Below are 20,186 nucleotides of genomic sequence, written 5' to 3' on the forward strand. Positions count from 1 at the left end.
ACTCTGCCAGGGGGATAAGTGCCTGAGATGCGGGAGACGGAGACGAGGGCGCGGGACGATAGTCCCGACGCCCCCTCCATCTCACCGGGCCCGCGCATCCGTCGACTTCGGCGTTCCCTTGACATGACTCTGCAGGAGTTGGCCAACAGGACCGGTCTTTCCGAGGGGTTCCTGTCCCAGGCAGAACGGCAGAAGGCCAACCTCTCCTTCTCCTCACTGATGCGTATCGCTGGCGCCCTCAATGTCCCGATGTCCACGTTGCTGGCGGAAGAAACCCCAGAGCCGGAAGACCGGAAACCGCTACGGCAGGCTTTGATGGACCACCCATCAGGCATTTACCGCGACAGGTTCGTCACCCCGCCTGAAGCCAGAACCCTCCAAGTTATCGAGGCAATTCTGGAACCCGGTGAAGGATCACGCGTGGCACCGTACGCGCACTCCGGGGAAGAGGAATGCTTGTTGGTGTTGGACGGGCACCTGGAACTTCAGTCCGGGCAGTCGGTGCACCAACTCCATGCCGGAGACTCGATACTGATCGATCCCGGTACGCCCCATGCTTACCGCAACCCGGGGTCAACGGCCGTGCGATGGCTGTGGATCTCCGCCCTGCCAGGTCACGAACACTAAGGACCTGCCCAGGCAGCCAGATCCAGCCACACCTCGTCCGGCCATGAACCCCGGGTCAACGGGTCCTCGATCGACGGTCCAGCCTGGAGCCTCCTGCAGATGAACCAGCGCACTGTCTCTGCCATTTAGCGCATACCGGTGCGGCGACGCGGTGATCGGTTGAATCGCTATCGTGGACCCATGCGAACGGACTTCAGCCCCGAGGAGATGTCCTCCCGTGATTTTTACCGCCTGCTGACCGCGGTGGTGGTTCCCCGTCCGATCGCGTGGGTGTCTAGTACCTCGCCTGAGGGTGTCGACAACTTGGCGCCTCACTCGTTCTTCACGGTTTCCTCCGTTACTCCGCCGATCGTGCAGTTCACGTCCGTGGGTGAGAAGGATTCTCTCCGCAACATCCGCGCCACTGGCGAGTTCGTCGTCAACCTCTCCCCCGCTAGCCTGATCGAAGAAGTCAACGCGACAGGAACGAATTTCCCGCCGGAAGTGAGCGAGTTCGACGCCGCAGGATTGACGCGCGAGACGAGCTCAACCGTGAAACCACCGCGGGTCCGAGAGTCTCCGGTCGCGTTGGAATGTGTAGTGCATGAGGTCATGCCGATCGGGGATTGCACGATCGTTTTCGGGTTGGTGAGCCACGCTGTGGTCGCCTCCGAGGTCCTTGATGGTTCCCATCCCCGGATCGACGAGTTGGCCCCGCTGTCCCGTCTCGGGCTCGACGAGTGGGGAACCGTGGGTGGGGTCCGTGAACTCAAGCGCATCCGCAGGTCAGAATGGCCCGGTACCTTCGACCGGGCGTCTCGCTCTTAAGCCGGCGCATGCGGGAGGGCGCCCGGACCAACCGGGCGCCCTCCAGAGTCGGTGGTCCTTATCCGATACCGAGCTGGACGAAAACCAACCACACCACGAGCGGCACGATGGCGATCATCACGACTGCCCAGAGCAGGAGTGCGCGGAAGAACATGCGCTCGTCCTTGGGTTGGGCGCTGGCCATCAGCAGAGCACCGCTGGTGGACATGGGACTGACGTCCACGACCGAGGAACTGATGGCGATGGCCGTCACCACCCCGATGGGGCTCAACAACGGATCCATGGCGATGGGCACCACGATGGGGCTGATAACCCCTAGCGTTCCGGTGGTGGAAGCGAACGCCGAAACGATGCCGACCACGTAGCTAGTGATGAGGGCGGCCGCCGAACTGTTGCCCAGTCCGGCGATCCCGGCCTGCAGCTGTTCCAGGGCCCCCATTTCCTCCAGCATGCCCACATAGGTGACGATGCCGGTGACCAGGATGATCGCCGACCAGGGCATGCTCTCCACGGCTGGCTTCTGCACACCGGGGTTCATCATGATCAGCGCGAGTGCCACGACCAGGGACGCGACGCCCACGTCGATGCCGAAAGTCGTTGTCAGGACTAGCAGGGCCGCGATTCCGACGAGGGTCAGCAGGCGGGCGGGGGTGACGGCAACTTTCTGGGGCGTCGTCTTGGTGGGCGCTTCGACGGTCACCTTCGTCGGCGCGGTGGCAAGCGCAGTAGCGGACCCGCCGCCGCCGGAAGGCGGCATCTCAGTCATCTCCGATGCGGCCGAGGGGACGGGATCGTCACCGGTCTGTGTGCGCGCTGCGCGCCGCTTCATGATGGCTTCGATGATCACGTAGGCGATGAGGGCGAGCAGAGCATTGAACAGGAAGCAGTACAGGTAGAGCTTCAGAGAGTCTTCCGCAGCGCCTGCTTCGTCGAGCATAACGTTGGCCAGCACACCGAAGGGGTTGACCGGTGAGAACGCGCCGGCGTTCGCTCCCTGGACGATAACCAACCCCATCGACAGGGGGCTGATACCGAAGCGCAGGCCGAGTGCGATGCCCACCGGGGCGACGATGGCAATGGCCGCGGGGGTGAAGGCGCCCGCCGATGCTAAGGCGGCGGTGAGGGCGAACATGAGCACGGGAACGAGGAAACGTCGATTGCCGGCGAGTAGTTCCGCCCAGTAAGCCAACAGGTCAATGGTCCCGTTGATTCTGACGATTGCGAACAGCAGTGTCGCGCCGACCAGAATGAAAAACAGGCCGGACGGGAATTGGGCGATGACGTCCTTGATGGGAAGTCCGGCGACAAGCGTACCGACGGCGAACGCGGCGACCGTGGCGATGAGCCCGGCGTTGATCCTGGTGAACGAACCGATGGCGAACGCGGCGATGAGAACGGCGAAGGCGATAAGGGACAGCGTCATGGTTTGCCGACCTACTCTGCCGGGGCGGGGATCTTGATGCCGGCGCCGGACAGCAGTGCACCGGCACCACCAATGGCGGGCTCGTGTCCCAGGGACTTAAGGATTTCATACGCCGTGGCTGTGGCTGCGGTGAAAACGGGAAGCCCCAGTTCATCCTCGACCGCTTGCACGGCCGGCAGGGAGGGCATCTGCACGCACGCGGACAGGATGATCGCTTCGGCACCTTCCCGCTGAAGGTTGCGTGCGATCTCGGGAAGGTTCTGCGGGTCCAGACGGCCGACCGCCAGGTTGTCCGGGACCTCCAGGCTCACTGCCTCGAGGACCTCAATGCCAGCACCTTCGATGTACTCGCGAACCATTTGCGTCAGCGGCTTCATGTAGGGCGTGACCATGGCGACCTTGCGAACGCCCGCCTCCTGCAAAGTGCGCACCAGCGCGCCGGCACTGCTCGTCACGGCGGCCGGGTGTCCATTGTCCTGGGCGGCCTGGGCGAGCACGGCTTCGGAATCTACGTGCGCGTTCGGGCCCTGGGCCATGACGGCCACCAGGCAGGCGTAGGCGATGGTGTCCACATCGGCGTCGGAGACCGAAGCGGCGCAGTCGGCAGCCTTCGACACCATGGCCAGGAGCTCTTCCTTATTGACGTTCTTCATGCCGGCTCGCGCGGAATGGAACGTGTAACGGTGACCCGTTGCCTCGGACTGGCGGCGGAACAGCTCGGGCAGTTCGGTCTCCATCGTCGTGTTCGAGCTGGGGACGATCAGGCCAATCCGCGACAAACCCTCCGGCTTTGCCACAGCAGAGGTTTCGCAGGCGATTTCAGGGATGCTCAAGGCTTCTCCAGAGATATAGGGGAACGATCATGACCCACATCTTGGGTCGCGAACTCATAATGTGGGCTTCCGGAGTAGAATGTCAACTAGGTCACACGAGGTGACGTGCGTGACCTACGGACTTTCCCGACGGATAGGATGGCGGCTTGGCCAGAGGAAAGCAGGGGATTAAAGGCATGGCTGCGGAGTCGAGTTCGGGGACCACCCCCATCTTGGTGTTGCACAAGGTCGCTGAGATCCTCAACTGCTTCTCCGTGGAGGAGCCGGACCCCACGCTGCAGCAGATCGTGCGTCTGACCGGGCTTCCTCCCAGCACGTGCCAGCGCCTGGTGCAAAACTTGGTGCGGGAGGGTTTTCTGGACCGCGACGGCGACCGATACCGCATCGGGATCGGCCTGGTCAGGTGGGCTACGCCCGGGACTTTAGGACTGGATGTGGTGCGGTTGGTCAGGCCGGTGCTACAAGACCTTCGCGATGAAACCGGTGAGACGGCGTGCTTCTACGTGCGCGACGGTGCGTTCAGAACAGTGGTTGCGGTCGCTGAGACCCGCCACGTGGTCATGCGCCCCTTCATGGTCGGTCAAGTCATGCCCATTCATGCTGGAGCCCCCGGCAAGATCTTCTTGGCCTTCGATCCCGAGGCCAGGGACGCCCTTGTGGGTTCTTCCCTCGATCGGTTCACGCAATTCACTCCACAAAGCCTGGAACTACTGGACGCCCAGAGTCAGCAAGCCCAGGAGATGGGTTATTTCGCGGCGTTCGGCGAGCGACACGAAGACGTCGGTTCCATTAGCGCCCCGGTCTTCAACCACACCGGTCAACTGGCAGGAGTAATCGGGCTGGGTTTCCCCACCCAACGCGTCGGGCCGGACGATGTTGAACGGCTGGGGCCCATCGTGGCTCGGTCTGGGCGTGCTGCGAGCAACGCGCTGGGGTACGCGACCACGCCGTAAGCCCCCTATTAGCTGGAAGGTCGGCCGGTTCGGTTCGCGAGCCGCGCCTGCGCACGGGGCTTTATGCCTTAAGACCACAAAAAGCGGATCCGTCCTCGGTTGCCCAGCCGCCGGTGGCCCCGTCGGCCTGACCCCGGTGATTGCACCCGCCCACCCGAGCGACTGGTCATCGGGCCACCCCATGCTTTTGATGGCAAACCTTTAGTGCGATGGGTGCCCCTCCCCCGCGTCCCCACGGTGACGATCGGCCCGCCCGGCCCCTTCTGAGATGGGCCGGGGCATGCTTACCAACCCGAGCTCGGCGGGTGTTGCACTCGTCTGCCGGTGATGAAGTCGGGGATAGGATGGGCGCACGCTGCCAATAGTCAGCGAGTTCTGCGGGAGCCCCATCGGGGCTGAGAGGGCTTAAGAGCCGACCGCCACACCTGATGCGGATCATGCCGCCGGAGGAAAGGACATGCGGTGAGTGCTGCGTACCCTGCCGTCTCTTCACGTCCCGCAATCGATGCAGTCGATGTCGCGGTGGTGGGTGCCGGACTGATTGGCCTGGCCACTGCCTGGGAACTGCGTCGACGCGGCCGCTCGGTGGTGGTGATCGATCCAGCCCCGGGGGAAGGGGCTTCGAGGGCGGCTGCCGGGATGCTGGCCCCGGTGAGCGAGGTTCAGTATCAGCAACAGGCCCTCTATCCGCTGATGAGCGCCTCGGCCGCCGAATACCCGGGTTTCGTCGAGACCCTCGAACGGGACTCCGGGAAAAGCGTCGGTTACCGGGTCACTGAGACCTTGGTGTGCGGTGTCGATATCGCGGACCGCCAGGGCCTCACCGATCTGAGCCAGTTACAGCAACGCCATGGCATGGCGGTGGAGCAGTTGCCCCTGGGCGAGGCCCGTTCGCTTGAACCGGCCCTGTCACCGCGTCTTTCAGCCGTGTTCCGTGCCCCCGCCGATCATCAGGTCGACCCTCGCCGGTTGGTGGCGGGATTACTGAGGGTCCTGACCGGTCAAGACGGGACCGCGAGGCCACCAGACGGGAGTACGGATGGCGGCCTGGGGTGTGTGCGACGCGAACGGGCCAAGGCGTTGTTGCGGAACAGACGCGGGGCCGTGGCCGGTGTCATGCTGGCCAACGGGCAGCAGATATTGGCCGCTGAAACCGTTCTGGCCCCCGGCCTGGGCGCCGAGGGGTTTGAGGGTTTGCCGGCCAATTGCCGCCTGCCGCTGCGTCCTGTTCATGGCGACATCCTCCGGGCTCGCCTCCCACCGGGCGCGCGACCTTTGATCGAGCGGACCGTCCGCGGCCTGGTGCATGGTGTGGCGGTCTATCTCGTACCGCGCACGGACGGCACGGTCGTGATCGGGGCTACTTCTCGCGAGGATGACCAGTCGGGAGCCAATGCCGGCGGAGTGTTCCGGTTGCTGCGCGACGCCCAGGCCCTGGTGCCGGGGGTCGTCGATCTGGAGCTGATGGAGGTCATGGCCCGGGCCCGTCCCGGAACACCCGATGACGTGCCCTACCTTGGCCGTGTTCGTGGGCACGGCGGTGGCTTCGTGCCCGGCCTGGTGGTCTCCACCGGGTATTTCCGCCACGGTGTACTCCTTGCCCCGTTGGCCGCCCGCCTCGCCGCCCAGTTGATCACGGGTGAGACGGGAGCCGAACCGGATATCGATGCCGCGCATCTTGCCGCCACTGACCCGCAGCGCTTCGAACCGTCGGTCCTCGACCGTCAGGTGGTGTCCCCTTCGCACGTGTGTACCCGAGAACAGGAGTAGTTGATGCCGACCATCACCCTCAACGGCGCCCCCCGGGTCGTGTCTGGTGACACGACCATCATTGATCTGGTCTCCCAAACCGCGGCTCGGCCCCTGGCCAGCGATGGACGCCCGCTGGACGGAGGCGGGCTGGGTATGGCGGTAGCGGTCGACGCCGCGGTGGTTCCCCGTAGCCGGTGGTCTCGCACTCCCGTGCTCGAGGGCCAGACCATCGAGATCATTACCGCCGTCCAGGGAGGTTGACACGTGGGTACCACCGCACGCCCAGACCCGTTCGTTCTCGACGAGGTGGAGTTGTCCTCGCGGTTGATTATGGGGACCGGGGGTTTGAGCTCTCTGCACACCCTGGAGCGGGCCCTGCGGGCTTCCGAGACTGAATTGACCACGGTGGCTCTGCGCCGTTACACCCCCAGGCAGGGAGACAGTTTGTTCTCGGTGCTGGAACGCAACCGGATTCGTGTCTTGCCCAACACCGCCGGGTGTTATACCGCCCGCGACGCTGTGCTGACGGCGGAGCTGGGTCGGGAGGCCTTGGAGACCGATTGGGTCAAGCTCGAGGTCATCGCGGACGAGGACACCTTGTTGCCCGACGTCTCCGAGTTGCTCGAGGCCACCGAGCAGTTGGTCGCCCGAGGCTTCAAGGTTTTCGCATACACCTCCGATGACCCGGCCGTTGCACGCCGGTTGGAGGACCTGGGAGCGACCGCCGTCATGCCCCTGGGGGCACCCATCGGCACCGGACTCGGCATTCTCAACCCTCATAACATTGAACTCATCACCTCTCGGGCCCGGGTGCCTGTGGTCCTCGACGCGGGCATCGGCACCGCCTCCGAGGCCGCCTGGGCTATGGAACTAGGGTGTGATGCCGTGCTACTGGCCAGCGCTGTGACCCGGGCCCAGGACCCCGTGGCGATGGCTACGGCCATGCGCCATGCCGTGGCCGCGGGACGACTAGCCGCCGGCGCCGGCCGTATCCCCGCGCGCCGCCACGCCGTCGCGTCCTCGCCCACGACCGGGCTGATCGCCACCGACGCCTCAGAGACTGTGGCGCGCGGAGACTGGGCACCCACCGGGGCAAGCCGATGACTCCGCTGCCTCCACTCGTAACTCCCGGCCCGCAGCTGACGGGCGAGGAGCTCGAACGGTACGCCCGTCACCTGTCTCTGCCCCAGATCGGGCTCCTCGGCCAACAGCGAATCAAGAATGCCCGAGTCCTCGTCATCGGCGCCGGCGGACTCGGAACTCCAGCGCTGCAGTACCTGGCCGCCGCCGGGGTCGGCACGCTCGGCATTGTCGACGATGACGTGGTGGCACTGTCCAATCTGCAACGCCAGGTGATTCATACGGTCGCCGACGTTGGCAGGCTCAAGACGGATTCAGCGGCCGACGCGGTGGCCCGTCTCAATCCACAGGTTCAAGTGCAGGTCCATCCCGTCCGCTTGACCGCAGACAATGCCGTGGACTTGGTGGGTCAGTACGACCTGGTGCTGGACGGGGCGGATAATTTCGCCACGCGGTACCTGGTCAGCGACGCTACAACGTTGACCGGGCGCCCCTGCGTGTGGGGGTCCATTCTGCGCTTTCAGGGACAGGTCAGCGTGTTCTGGGCCGGGCATGGACCCACTTACCGGGATCTCTATCCCGAGGCGCCCCCGCCCGGTGAGGTGCCCAGTTGCGCCGAAGGCGGAGTGATGGGGGTTCTTCCTGCCGTGATCGGTTCCGTCATGACCGCAGAAGCCATCAAGCTCATTACCGGCACCGGACAGCCTCTGATCGGGCGCATCCTGATGCACGACGCACTCATGATGACCTGGCGGGAACTGCAGCTCACCCCGGATCCGGACGCTGCCCCGGTCACGGCCGTGCACGAACCCAATCTCACCTGCACGGTCTCAGGTGATACCGAGGTGGCCCCGCATGAGACGCTCACCGCCCTCGAGCTGGCAAACCTACTTGCGCGCCGAGAGCGCGGAGAGGTTTCTTTCACCCTGGTGGACGTGCGCGAAGAATGGGAACGAGAGCTGGTCAGCATCCCAGGCGCGTTACCCGCCTCCCTGCAGCAACTTATCGCCGATGGAGAGGCTGCCCTGCCCAGGTGGGCCCGTGGCACCGACCTCGTGCTGCACTGCAAGACCGGGGCACGCTCCGCCACCGCCCTGACCAAGCTGCGGGATTACTTCGCCCACCGGGAGGAAAGTCTCCGCCACCTCGACGGCGGCGTGCTCGCCTGGGTGAATCAAGTCGAACCGGGCAAGCCCACCTACTGAACCGACGTGCTCTCCACACTTCCACCGTCATCGATCAAGGGCCGCGCGGCTGTCCGCACCAATTGATCTAGAGCTGGACAACCGGCGCTGGCTTGGGACACGTATAAACGGACTAACGGCAGCCCAGCTGGTTTACAAAACGTGCCTTCCCGGGCGAAGGCCTCCGTAGTCTCTGGCGATCGGGACTAGAGTGTAGGCCTCCTAGCAGCGCAGTAACAGACTCTGTCACGCTGTCACTCTGTGGTGTTCCAGTTCATTGCACTAACGGGGCATGGCGCTACGCGTGGAGGCTGGGAAAGTCTTGCTCGCCGAGTTCTTGCAGTCGTTGGCTAATCCCTTGAGCGGCGTGCAGAAGGGGTTCTGTGAAGCGTTCCAGGTTGGGGTCGAGCTGGTAGTTGACGAGGCCGACGCCCGCTTGGACGATTCCGTCAACGAGAACAGGTGCGGCAATGGAGGTTGATCCGGGGAGGTACTCTTCGGCGCTGGTGGCATACCCCTGCTCACGGATGGCGTGGAGCTCACACGTCAATTGGTCGGGGTTGGTCTGGGTCTGCGGTGTGAATTGGGCCAGGGGGGCAGTCAGGATGTGGTCCTGGGTTGGGGTGTCGCTGAAGGCCAGGATGGCCTTGCCGAGGCCGGTGGCGTGCAGCGGGATGCGGGCACCGATGCGGCTCTGCAGAGGGACGGATTCTTCGTCCGTGAGTTTTTCGATGTAGAGCGCCGTGAGGTCATCCGGGATGGCGAACTGGACGGTTTGCCGGGTCTTGTACTGCAGGTTGAGCAGGAAGGGCAGAGCGGTCTCTCGCACCCGACCGTGTAAGGGGGTGAGCAGACCCATTTCCCAGAGCCGCTTGCCGAGGCGGTATCGCCCTCCGGAGGAACGTTCGACGAAGTCTCCGGCTTCGAGTTCTCCGAGCAGCCTGAAGACGGTGGCCACCGGCAGTCCGGTGCTGCGGGAGATCTCGCTGATGGTCAGCGCGGGGGCCGCGACGCTGAACTGTCCCAGGATCAACAGCGCGCGTGCGACGACCGATCGCGGTAGTCCGGGTGCATCGGTGAATGCAGGCATTAGCGCTGCCTTTCGTTCAGGAGCGTTGAGAGGGCCCGCGCGGTACTTTGCAGCGCGGCAATTCTGGTGTGGTCTCGCCCTCCTGCACGGGGTGACCTCTCGTGTCGTAGTGAGATCGACATGGGGGGCCGATCATGGACGTCGAGGGGTACGGCGTATTCCACGGCCTCGGAGCCCTCGAGGATGACGCAGCGCTGCTCACGGGACGTGGTGATGCGCTGTTCGAGGTCCTGCAGCCCGCGGCGGGTCAGCCTGAGCCGTGCCCGGGTTTCCGGGGAAAGTTGTGCGGCGATGGCGATGCCGCCGGCGGTTCCATTGAGGGGGTGCATCTCCCCCAGTCCCCGGTCGGCGGCCATCGAGGCTGCGAGGATCTCGTCGACGCACATGGCTGCCTCGTCGAAGTAACTGAACACTCTGACGTCGGATTCGGTACGGGCGCTCAGGGACATCAGTAGGGGCCGGGCGCCATACCCGATGACGTCGTGACTGCGGGCGAGGATGCCCATGCGCCACATCAGGGGTCCGATGCTGTACGTGCCGCCCGTGTTCTTCTCCAGGGCGCCCATGCCTTCGAGCTTGTGCAGCAGGCGGTGCACGGTGGCGACCGGCAGGTTGGTGCGGCGCGAGATGGCCGAGAGTGTCAGGGCGCGGTGTTCGGAGTCGAAGGACAACAGCACGGTGAAGACGCGTTCGGCCACGGATTTCGCCCCCAGGGCGGTGACCGCCGATAGGGCGGTGGTATCGGTCGAGGGTTCTGCGGACGTGGTCATATCGTTCCTTTTTTCCGGTGCCCTCTAAGGATGGTTTTTCATTCTTTGGAAAACAAGCTGGTGATAGGGGTCACAGTGGAGCATGCTCGGGTGCACCCCCCGGGTCCGGTCCGCGCGTAGGCGATCGGTCGGCCCGTCCCGTTCAGTGCAAAGGACTCACCATGACGCAGATGGACACGAGCCAGGAGCCCCGTCGAGGCAGCGAGAAGAGCTTCCCGGATCCCTACGAGATTGAGACGCCGTCCGGTGCCGAGGGCTGGGAAGAGATGTATTCGTACCACAACCGGTTCTTGGAAACCCGGCGGGCGGAGGACTCTCAGAAGACTTGGTTCCGGAACTCGCTGCATTTCCCGGAGGTGTCGTATCCCTTTGATCATGCGGTCATTGACGGGTCCTTTACCGGGACCGGGGTGACGAACGCGCGGGTGTTCGCGCTGCCGCCGGCGTTGGGTCTGGATGTGCGGGTCATCAATGGGTACACGTACATGTCGACGCTGCCGGCCCCGGATGAGCAGACGCAGGCTCGGCGGGCTGAGGAGTTCGCTCAGCGGGCCGGGTATTACTTCCAGAACTGGGACACGCTGTACAAGGAGTGGGAGACGCGCGTCACCGAGGCGATTCGTTCCGTCGGGGAGATTGAGGTCCCCGAGCTCAGCGAGTTCGAACCCATCGAGAAGGTCCTGGAGGACCGTGGCCCGACCCAGGGCAACCTGCTGTTGGCCAGCTACCACCGCCTGTTGGAGGCCGGGGATCAGATCTGGACGCTGCACTCGGAATTCTTGAACCTCGGGTATGCGGCGTACCTGCAGTTTCTGACGCTGTGCAAGGAACATTTCCCGGAGATCGATGATCAGACCATCTCCCGGATGGTCTCCGGTATCGACGTACTGCTGTTCCGCCCGGATGATGAGTTGCGCAACCTGGCCCGCCTGGCCGAGAACCTGGAGGTGTCCGATACCGTCCGGGCGGCCACGTCGGAGGCTGAGCTGCGGGCCGCCCTGGGCCAGCAGGAGGCGGGCCGGCAGTGGCTGGCCGCACTGGATGAGGCCAAGGACCCGTGGTTCCACTTCTCCTACGGCTCGGGCATGTATCACTCCCACCGCAGCTGGATCGATGACATGTCGTTGCCCATCCAGGCCATCGGTGACTACATCGACCAGCTGCGCAACGGTGCGGACCTCTCCCGTCCGCTGGACCGGCTCCAGGCCGAACGTGACGAGATCGTGGAACGGTACCGGGACCTGCTCGAGGAGCAGGACCGTCCCGCGTTCGATGACGCGTTGGGGTTGGCGCGCACGGTGTTCCCGTACGTGGAGAACCACAACTTTTATGTCGAGCACTGGTTCATGACCGGTTTTTGGAACAAGGTCCGTGAGTTCAGCGCGAAGTTCGTCGAGTGGGGTTTCTGGGCGGACGTGGAAGACATCTTCTTCCTGCGGCGCGCTGAGGTCGAGGAGGCGCTCTTTGATCTGCAGATGGCCTGGGGCGCCGGGGGCGTTCCGCAGGGTGGGTACCACTGGCCGGCGATCATCCAGCGCCGCCGGGAGATCTACAAGGTGCTGGACGCGTGGAACCCGCCGCCTGCCCTGGGCCCGGTGCCCGGGGAGGTCAACGAACCGCTGACGATCATGCTGTGGGGTATCACCCCGGAGACCGTGGACCGGTGGCTGCGCGCCCAGGAGGGTGGTTCGACCTCCGCCGTGTTGGAGGGCTTCGCCGGTTCTCCCGGGGTCGCCGAGGGACGCGCCCGGGTGGTGCACCGTCCCGATGAGTTGGACACGGTCCAGGACGGAGAGATTCTCGTGGCACCGGTGACCAGTCCGAGCTGGACGCCGGTCTTCGGACGCATCCGTGGTGCGGTCTCCGATATCGGCGGCATCATGTGCCACGCGGCCATCGTGTCCCGCGAGTACGAACTGCCGGCGGTGGTCGGGGTCGGATTCGGCACGTCCAACATCAAGACCGGTCAGCTGATCCGTGTGGATGGCGATGCCGGCACGGTGACGATTCTGGAGGAGCAGGACTGATGTCACGCTATGTTCGCCCCTTTAGCGAGCTGGGGTCCGGGGACCGGGAGTCGGTCGGGGGCAAGTGCACCAGCCTGGGTGAGATGGTCAACGCCGGCCTGCCCGTCCCGGACGGGTTCGCGGTGACCGTGGACGCGTTCGAGGATTTCCGTGATGCTTCTGAACTGAGGGCAGATCTGCAGGCACTGGTGCAGGGAATGCAGGGTGCCGGCCCGCAGGAACTTCAACGGGCCCACGACCGGGCCGTGGAGATGATCCTGAATCGGCCGTTGCCGGCACCGATGGAAGCACAGATCACCGAGGCGTACGAGGAGCTGGTCCGGCACGCGGCACAGCGTCGCGGGTTGGACGCCTCCCAGGTCCAGATCCCGGTGGCGGTGCGGTCTTCGGCGACCGACGAGGACGGGGATGCCGCTTCCTTTGCTGGCCAGCAGGAAACGTTCCTGTGGGTCAACGGGGTCACCGCGGTGCTGGAGAAGGTCCGGGAGTGCTGGGCCAGTCTCTACACACCGCAGGCCATCGCCTACCGGTCCTCGATGGATGCTGCTGAGGGCGCGGCGACCTCTCGGATTTCCGTGGCGGTGCAGTTGATGGCCACCGCGGATGTGGCGGGAGTGACCTTCACGGTTAGTCCCAAGACCGGGGACCGCTCGGTGATTGCCATCAATGCCAGCTACGGGCTGGGTCAGGCCGTGGTCTCCGGCGAGGTCACACCCGATGAGTACTGGTTATCCAAGATCGGTCCGACGATCAAGGATTCCCGGATCGCGGACAAGGCCCACGAGTATGTGGTCAATGCCGCCGGGACGGGCATTGAATTGCGCGAGGTTGACGCCGAGCGGCGTGGGCAGGCCTGTCTGACGCAGGAGGAACTGATTGACCTGGCGCGCATCGCCATGGCGGTGGAGAAGCACTACGGGACACCGCAGGACATTGAGTGGGCGTTGGAACGCAACGCCGATGGCACGAGCACGATCATGTTGCTGCAGTCCCGGCCCGAGACCAATTGGAAGAAGCGCAAGGACGAGCAGGCCGCCCGGGCGAAGGCACCGAGAGCGACCACCGGCATGCTGAATCTGCTCTCTGCCGTCGCGAAGGGAGCCTGACCGTGGCCACTGAGAGGTCTACGCCCAGTTGGAGTGATCTGCTGGAGTTGGTTACCGAACTGGATGGAGCGGGCTTTGAGAACGTCGCCATCACCTACGGTGATGTCTCCGTCCGGCTCTCCCGGGGTGACTTAATCTCCGAGAACGGCAGTTCGAACGGGTCCACCCGGCCGGCCACGGAGGTCAGCACACCAGCTGAGGTTCCCTCCGCACCGGCCCCCGCGGCCTCGACACCAGAACCAGTAGCCGAACCAGCCCCGTCGGGGACGGGGGGCTCAGGGGTGGACACCACGGGGACGGCGGTGCCCTCCCCGATGGTCGGGGTCTTCTACCGCAGCCCCTCCCCCGGTGCACCACCCTTCGTCCAGGAGGGGGATCGAGTCGAGGCCGATTCCACGATCGGGATCATCGAGGTGATGAAGCTGATGAACCCGGTCCAGGCCGGTGTGGCCGGCACCGTGTCCTCCTTCGCGGTGGCTGATGCCCAGGCCGTGGAGTTCGGTGAGGATCTGCTCTACGTCGTACCGGAGAGATCATGAGCGATCCGGCGACGGTGCCCACCGTCCTGGTGGCCAATCGCGGAGAGATCGCCGTGCGGGTCATTGAGGCCGCCCACCGCATCGGCGCTCGTGCGGTGCTGGCCGTCAGCACCGCCGACCGTGACTCGGTGGGGGCTCACTTGGCGGATGAGACCATCGTCATCGGTCCAGCCCAGGCCTCGCAGTCCTATCTGCGACCGGAGTTCATAGCCCAAGCGGCTTTGCAATCCGGTGCGGATGTCGTGCACCCGGGGTACGGGTTCCTCAGTGAACAACCCGAGCTGACGGAGATTCTCGAGGCCGAGGGCGTCGCGTTCGCTGGTCCGCGGGCGGAAACGCTGCGGGCGGTCGGGGATAAATCCAGTGCGCGCAAGGTGGCCATCGCCGCCGGGGTGCCGGTGGCAGCGGCTGCACCGGTGGTGGACCCGCACGACGCCGAGCACCTGCGGGGGCTGGGTGAAAGCGTGGGGTACCCCCTGTTGGTCAAGGCGGTCTATGGCGGTGGCGGTCGCGGCATCCGGTTAGCCCCGGACTACGAGACGCTGGTGCAGTTGGCTCCCCAGGCTGCGGCCGAGGCCATCGCCGCGTTCGGCAATGGCGAGCTGTACGTGGAGCGCTACTACGGGGCGGCCCGTCACGTGGAGGTCCAGGTCTTCGGTGATGGTGACGGCGGGGTGCTGATCTTCGGTGACCGTGACTGCTCGGTGCAGCGCCGGCATCAGAAGCTCATTGAGGAATGCCCGGCCCCCGGGCTCAGTGAGCAGCGTCGTCGGGTACTGCATGATGCGTCCCGGGCGTTGGTCCGCGAGTTGCGCTACCGCGGGGCGGGGACCATCGAGTTCATGGTGGACACCCAGTCCGAGGACGTCATCTTCCTGGAGGTCAATGCCCGCATCCAGGTCGAACACCCGGTGACCGAGGAGGCCTTCGGCGTTGACCTGGTCGCCGCCCAGTTGCGCTTGGCGCTGGGCCTGGACCCCCAACTGCCCGAGGTACCGGCGGTGCCCCCGGCGACGGCGATCGAGGTGCGGGTGAATGCGGAGGACCCGGACCGGGACTTCCGGCCGGCCCCCGGACGGATCACTACGGTGTCGTGGCCTCGCGGGCCCGGAATCCGGGTCGATACGCACCTGCGCGACGAGTACTCCTTCCCGCCGTTCTACGACAGCCTCATGGCCAAGCTCATCGTCCGAGCCCATGACCGCGCTGCCGCCGTTGGCGCGTTGGAGTCGGCCGTCCGACGGACCCGCATCGACGGGGTGGTCACCACGCTGCCCCTGCATGAACACGTCCTGAACCACCCCGATTTCCGGGCCGGGGGTGTGCCCACCACGTGGTTCGGGCCCCTGTGGGAAGAACACTCCCGGGCCACGGCAGAGATGCGAAAGGCGGATCGATGACCGCTTCCGACACCACGACGGGGCGCCGGCCCGTTCGCTTCGTGGATACCTCGTTGCGTGATGGCAACCAATCACTCTGGGGAGCCACCGGTCTGACGACGGGCATGGTGGAGGCCTTGGGTACTGATTTGGCGCAGGTCGGTTTCGCGGCGCTGGACTTCACCAGTTCCACCAACCTGCTCATGGGCGCCAAGACGCACCGGGAGGACCCGTGGGAGCGGATCTCCCGGATGCGCGCGGCGGCCGGGGACACTGCCCTGTCGGCGATCACGACCGGCATGCGTTTCATGTCCTGGGAGCGGGCCTCGGAAACGGTGATGCGCCTGGCGCTGCGGTTGATGGCCCGGCATGGACTGGACCGGTTGCAGATCGCCGATCCCATGAACGACTCTGCCGCGGTCCGGATGGTGGCCCGCTGGGCGAAGGAGGAGGGTTTCGCGACCGTGGTCGCGGCCACCACGTTCACCGAGTCTCCGGTGCACACCGACGCCAGTTATGTCGAGGCCGCCCGCGAGTTCGCCGGGGATGCGAGCATTGACGCGGTCTATCTCAAAGACCCCGGGGGTTTGCTCACCCGCGACCGGGTCGCACAGTTGGTGCCGGCGCTGCGTGCGGCGGTGGTTGGCAAGCCGCTGGAACTGCACGGGCACTGCACGACCGGGGAGGCGCCCCAGAACTATATTCTGGCCGCCGAGCTGGGCGTCGACGCGCTGCACACCGGGATCGGGCCACTGTCGAATGGCACGGCCCAGCCGGGCCTGCTGTCCGTGGCGGACAACCTGGAGGCCGCGGGTATCCCCCACGTCCTCGACCGGGACGCCCTGGCTCGGGCAACCGCCATCATCGAACGGATCGCCTCGTCCCAGGGGTTGCCGGCCGGGCCGGTCATGCCGTACGATCTGGCACCGCACGCCCACCAGGTTCCGGGGGGCATGATGGGCACCCTTAAGCGCCAACTCGCCGAATTGCGGATGGAGGATGCGCTTCCGGCCGTGATCGCCGAATCCGGTCGCGTGCGGGCCGAGCTGGGGTACCCGATCATGGTGACCCCGTTCAGTCAGTTCGTCGGCAGCCAGGCGTTGATGAATGTTCTGGCCGTAAAGTCCGGTCAGGAGCGCTACAGCCGCATCCCGGATGAAGTCGTGCGTTTCGTCTTGGGCCACTTCGGCACCCCGGCCGGGGACATCGACCCGGGCGTGGTGGAACGGGTGCAGGCCCTGCCCCGGGCCAAGGAACTGCACTTCGAGCCAGCCCACAACGCCCCGCTGGAACAGATCCGTACCGAGCAGAGCCGCACGGCCGGTCGGGAGCTGTCCGATGAGGACTTGTTGTTGCGTCTGGTCATGGCCCCGGATGTCTTGGCGGCCGTTCATGCCACCGGGCCGGCTCCCACGTGGGCGGCGGACCCTGCCCCACGGGTGGAGTCGTTGGCCGATTTCATCCGGGCCGCCCATGCCCTGCCACGGTGGACGTCGATGCATGTGCGCCGCGGTACCCAAGAGATCCGGTTGGACCGGCGTACGGACCGGCCCACCACCGAGCAGGTGGGCGGGCAGAAGGTGAGCACAACATGAACACCCCCTTGAAGACTTCCGTTGCACTCTCCCCTGGCGCGCCAGCAACGACGGCGCCCGACTCGGAGGATGGTACCGCGCAGATCGGGCAGGTCCGCGCGGTCATGTTCGATGTCGACGGGTGTCTGCTGTTGGCCGACCAACCCAGTGGGTATGGGGGCACCGTGCTGCCTGGGGCCCGCCGCGCGTTGGAGGCCGTTCGCGCCACGGGGCGTGAGTTCGTCTGCTTCACCAACGGGTCGTTTCAAACCCCTGCGGCGATCGCCTCAACCCTGCGCGAGCTGGGTCTGGAGGTGAGTGATGAGCAGGTGATGACTCCGGCCGTGGTCGCCGCTGAGACGATCGCTCACCGGCACCCGGGGGGACGGGTGCTCGCGTTCGGGGGTCCGGGGGTGACCGAACCCCTTAGTGCCCGCGGGATTGACCTGGTGGAGTTGGAGGAGGCGGCGGCCGGCCGGGCCGGGGAGGTGGCCGCGGTTGTGGTCGGTTGGGATACCGAATTCGTGCGGTCCAAGATCGTGGCGGCCTCGGAGGTGATTCTCTCCGGTGCCGAGCTGTACACCACCTCGGCGGCGCCGACCTTTGCCTCTCATGAGCGGTTGAACGTGGGGGTGTCCGGGTTTATTGCCGCCGGGCTGACGCATGTCACCGGCCGGCCCTACCGGGTCTTGGGCAAACCCTCCGCGGAGGCCTTTCAGGCCATCTGTTCCCGCACCCACACTCAGGCGGACCAGATGCTGGTGGTCGGAGATGACCTGCAGTTAGAGACGTTGATGGCCCGCCAGCACGGGGCGATGGCAGTGCTCGTGACCACCGGGACCCACTCCCGTCAGGATGCCGCCCTGGTGGAGGCGGAACACCGCCCCGATCTGATCCTGGATTCTCTCGATGAGTTGGCCGACCTGCTGGAGACGGCGCCTGTGACCCCGACGGAGGTTTCATGAGCACGGCATCTCTCGCGCTGCCCCCGGTGACGTGGCAGCCTTCCGAACAGCAGGTGGCCCAGGCCCGGTTGACGGACTTCATGCGCTGGGTGGGCGAGCACCACGGGGTGCACCTGCGGGACTACCGGCAGGTGTGGTCGTGGTCGGTCACGGAGCTGTCTGACTTCTGGGACGCCGTGTGGCGGTACTTCGGTCATCTCGGTGAGGGGTTCGAGGGCCCCGCCCTGGCCACCGAGGCGATGCCGGGGGCGGTGTGGTATCCCCACGCCAAATTGAATTTCGCCGAAAACGTCCTACGTCATGCCCACGATCCGCGGTTAAGGGATGCACCGGCCATCGTCGACGTCGGGGAAGACGACGTGCGGACGGACATCACCTGGGCCCAGCTCGCCGGCCGGGTGGGGGCCCTGGCCCAGCAGCTCCGCGGTCTCGGTGTGAGCCCCGGGGACCGGGTGGCGGCCGTGTTGCCCAACATCCCGGAAGCGATCATCGGGTTGTTGGCCGCGGCCTCGATCGGTGCGGTGTGGACGATCAACTCCCCCGACCTGTCCGCGCAGGCCACCCTGGATCGTCTGGCCCAGTTGGAACCGACGGTGCTCATCGGGACGGATGGGTACCAGTTCAACGGCAAGACGTTTGATCGCACCGAGCATCTGGCTGACATCCGGACCGGGTTGCCCACGCTCAAGCACACCGTGGTGGTTAGGAAGCTAAACCCGGAGGTCTCTGCCGACACCTTCGATTTTCCCGCCGTGGACTTCGCCGAGCTGACGGAGGTCGCGGTCGATCCCATTATTGAACGGGTGCCGTTCGATCATCCGTTGTGGGTGCTGTTCTCCTCGGGCACCACCGGGGCCCCCAAGGGAATCGTGCACGGCCATGGTGGCATGACCCTGGAAGCCTCCAAGGGATGCGGGCTGAATCAGGACATGGGCCCGGGTGACTTGTACTACGTGGCGGCCAATACCTCCTGGATGGTGTGGAACACCCTGGTCAACAACCTCATGGTGGGGGCCTCGGTCGTCACCTATGCCGGCTCCCCCACCTATGGGCGCAAGGACCGGCAGTTTCAGATCATCGCGCAGACCGGGGCTACCATGTTCGCCACCGGCGCCGCGTACCTGAGTCTGGCGCAGAAGGCCGAGGTGCACCCAGGGCAGGATTGGGACCTGTCCCGGCTCCGGGCGATCCTCTCCACGGGATCTCCGTTACCGGAGTCGACCTGGCAGTGGGTCCACGACGAGGTCAAAGCTGACGTGCATTTGGGGTCCGACACTGGGGGCACGGATATCTGCTCCGGGTTCATCGGGTCCAATCCACTCGAGCCCGTCCGATTGGGGTACCTCCAGGGCCCTCTACTCGGGGTGGCCGTCCAGGCGTGGAACGAGGAGGGTGTGCGCGTCACGGACGAGGTCGGCGACCTCGTGGTGACTCGCCCCATGCCCTCCATGCCCGTGGCGTTCTGGGGTGACCCGGACGGTTCCCGCTACCGCAGCGCGTACTTCGAGAAGTTCCCCGGGGCCTGGGCTCAGGGTGACTGGATCACCGAATCCTCCTGGGGTGGTTTCATCGTGCACGGACGCTCCGATGCCACCCTGAACCGGCAGGGGGTGCGCCTGGGTAGCGCGGATATCTACGCCGCCGTGCAGCACGTGCCAGAAGTGGTCGAGGCGCTGGTCATCGGCGTCGAAGAATCCAACGGCGGGTACTACATGCCCCTCTTCGTGGTCCTGAAGGACGGGGTTACCCTGTCCGAGGAACTCACGGCTCGGATCGCCTCGACCATTAGGGCCCGCACGAGTGCCCGGCATGTCCCCGATGAAGTCTTGAAAGTCCCTGCCCTGCCGGTGACCCATGCCGGAAAGAAAATTGAGGTCCCGATCAAACGACTGTTCTTCGGGCATGCCCCGCAGGCCGTGATCAATCCCGGTTCGTTGGCCAACCCCGAGGCCCTCGACTGGTTCATTCGGCAAGCACGCCAGTATCAGCGCCAGCCCCGAGAACCCTGACCATGCTGACAGGCGCCCGGGCCGGTGGGGTCGGTGGGGTTCGGGGCTGTTGCCTGAACGCACGGCCC

Annotated in this window: 18 protein-coding genes and 1 riboswitch; of the genes, 14 read left to right on the top strand and 4 right to left on the bottom strand. The window is 65.5% G+C overall.

Features of this window, described 5'->3' with window-relative positions; genetic code table 11:
* Positions 1-27: 27 nt before the first annotated feature.
* Positions 28-627 carry a helix-turn-helix domain-containing protein gene (locus Q0283_RS12390; RefSeq protein WP_298044961.1) on the top strand — a complete coding sequence of 200 codons (600 nt, stop codon included), beginning with the start codon at positions 28-30 and terminating at the stop codon, positions 625-627.
* 180 nt (positions 628-807) lie between these two features.
* Positions 808-1,434 carry a flavin reductase family protein gene (locus Q0283_RS12395; protein WP_298044892.1) on the top strand — a complete coding sequence of 209 codons (627 nt, stop codon included), beginning with the start codon at positions 808-810 and terminating at the stop codon, positions 1,432-1,434.
* A 58-nt stretch (positions 1,435-1,492) separates the two neighbouring features.
* Here Q0283_RS12395 and Q0283_RS12400 read toward each other — a convergent pair whose 3' ends face one another.
* Positions 1,493-2,857 carry an SLC13 family permease gene (locus tag Q0283_RS12400; RefSeq protein ID WP_298044893.1) on the bottom strand — a complete coding sequence of 455 codons (1,365 nt, stop codon included), beginning with the start codon at positions 2,855-2,857 and terminating at the stop codon, positions 1,493-1,495.
* A gap of 11 nt (positions 2,858-2,868) precedes the next feature.
* Positions 2,869-3,690: an Asp/Glu racemase gene (locus tag Q0283_RS12405; RefSeq protein ID WP_298044894.1), complete on the bottom strand. Its 822-nt coding sequence runs from the start codon at positions 3,688-3,690 to the stop codon at positions 2,869-2,871.
* A 176-nt stretch (positions 3,691-3,866) separates the two neighbouring features.
* Between Q0283_RS12405 and Q0283_RS12410 the strand changes: the two genes are divergently transcribed.
* From Q0283_RS12410 to moeB, 5 genes are all read left to right on the top strand, one after another.
* Positions 3,867-4,643 carry an IclR family transcriptional regulator gene (locus Q0283_RS12410; RefSeq protein ID WP_298044895.1) on the top strand — a complete coding sequence of 259 codons (777 nt, stop codon included), beginning with the start codon at positions 3,867-3,869 and terminating at the stop codon, positions 4,641-4,643.
* 367 nt (positions 4,644-5,010) lie between these two features.
* A riboswitch (TPP riboswitch) is annotated at positions 5,011-5,112 on the top strand.
* A complete protein-coding gene (gene thiO / locus Q0283_RS12415) occupies positions 5,106-6,413 on the top strand; it encodes a glycine oxidase ThiO (protein ID WP_298044897.1) in 1,308 nt (435 codons plus the stop codon). Its footprint overlaps the riboswitch before it by 7 nt.
* Positions 6,414-6,416: 3 nt before the next feature.
* A complete protein-coding gene (gene thiS / locus Q0283_RS12420; protein WP_298044899.1) occupies positions 6,417-6,656 on the top strand; it encodes a sulfur carrier protein ThiS in 240 nt (79 codons plus the stop codon).
* A gap of 3 nt (positions 6,657-6,659) precedes the next feature.
* Complete coding sequence (locus Q0283_RS12425; RefSeq protein WP_298044900.1) at positions 6,660-7,499, top strand: thiazole synthase; 840 nt, start codon at positions 6,660-6,662, stop codon at positions 7,497-7,499.
* Complete coding sequence (gene moeB / locus Q0283_RS12430; protein WP_298044902.1) at positions 7,496-8,680, top strand: molybdopterin-synthase adenylyltransferase MoeB; 1,185 nt, start codon at positions 7,496-7,498, stop codon at positions 8,678-8,680. The genes Q0283_RS12425 and moeB overlap by 4 nt, the downstream gene beginning before the upstream one ends.
* Positions 8,681-8,957: 277 nt before the next feature.
* Here the strand turns inward: moeB and Q0283_RS12435 are convergent, their stop codons facing one another.
* Together Q0283_RS12435 and Q0283_RS12440 are read right to left on the bottom strand one after the other, a co-directional pair.
* The gene (locus tag Q0283_RS12435) at positions 8,958-9,749 is read right to left on the bottom strand and encodes an IclR family transcriptional regulator (RefSeq protein WP_298044904.1); all 792 of its coding nucleotides are present in this window, start codon (positions 9,747-9,749) and stop codon (positions 8,958-8,960) included.
* Positions 9,749-10,519, bottom strand: a complete 771-nt coding sequence (locus tag Q0283_RS12440) for a helix-turn-helix domain-containing protein (RefSeq protein WP_298044908.1) — start codon at positions 10,517-10,519, stop codon at positions 9,749-9,751. The genes Q0283_RS12435 and Q0283_RS12440 overlap by 1 nt, the downstream gene beginning before the upstream one ends.
* A gap of 161 nt (positions 10,520-10,680) precedes the next feature.
* On the opposite strand from Q0283_RS12440, the gene Q0283_RS12445 reads away from it, so the two are divergent.
* The 7 genes from Q0283_RS12445 (at position 10,681) to Q0283_RS12475 (ending at position 20,118) form a co-directional block, all read left to right on the top strand.
* On the top strand, positions 10,681-12,546 hold the full coding sequence (locus Q0283_RS12445; protein WP_298044910.1) for a PEP-utilizing enzyme: 1,866 nt from the start codon (positions 10,681-10,683) through the stop codon (positions 12,544-12,546).
* Positions 12,546-13,652, top strand: coding sequence for a PEP/pyruvate-binding domain-containing protein (locus tag Q0283_RS12450; RefSeq protein ID WP_298044912.1), 1,107 nt, complete (start codon positions 12,546-12,548; stop codon positions 13,650-13,652). The genes Q0283_RS12445 and Q0283_RS12450 overlap by 1 nt, the downstream gene beginning before the upstream one ends.
* A gap of 281 nt (positions 13,653-13,933) precedes the next feature.
* Entirely contained in the window at positions 13,934-14,191 is a 258-nt protein-coding gene (locus Q0283_RS12455) for an acetyl-CoA carboxylase (RefSeq protein ID WP_298044914.1), read from the top strand.
* Positions 14,188-15,591, top strand: a complete 1,404-nt coding sequence (locus Q0283_RS12460; RefSeq protein WP_298044916.1) for a biotin carboxylase N-terminal domain-containing protein — start codon at positions 14,188-14,190, stop codon at positions 15,589-15,591. The genes Q0283_RS12455 and Q0283_RS12460 overlap by 4 nt, the downstream gene beginning before the upstream one ends.
* Entirely contained in the window at positions 15,588-17,165 is a 1,578-nt protein-coding gene (locus Q0283_RS12465; protein WP_298044918.1) for a hypothetical protein, read from the top strand. Before Q0283_RS12460 ends, Q0283_RS12465 begins: the two co-directional genes overlap by 4 nt.
* On the top strand, positions 17,162-18,109 hold the full coding sequence (locus tag Q0283_RS12470) for an HAD-IIA family hydrolase (RefSeq protein WP_298044920.1): 948 nt from the start codon (positions 17,162-17,164) through the stop codon (positions 18,107-18,109). Before Q0283_RS12465 ends, Q0283_RS12470 begins: the two co-directional genes overlap by 4 nt.
* Complete coding sequence (locus Q0283_RS12475; RefSeq protein WP_298044923.1) at positions 18,106-20,118, top strand: acetoacetate--CoA ligase; 2,013 nt, start codon at positions 18,106-18,108, stop codon at positions 20,116-20,118. The genes Q0283_RS12470 and Q0283_RS12475 overlap by 4 nt, the downstream gene beginning before the upstream one ends.
* Positions 20,119-20,186 lie beyond the last annotated feature (68 nt).

The organism is uncultured Citricoccus sp., from assembly GCF_937871995.1.
Taxonomy (GTDB): domain Bacteria; phylum Actinomycetota; class Actinomycetes; order Actinomycetales; family Micrococcaceae; genus Citricoccus.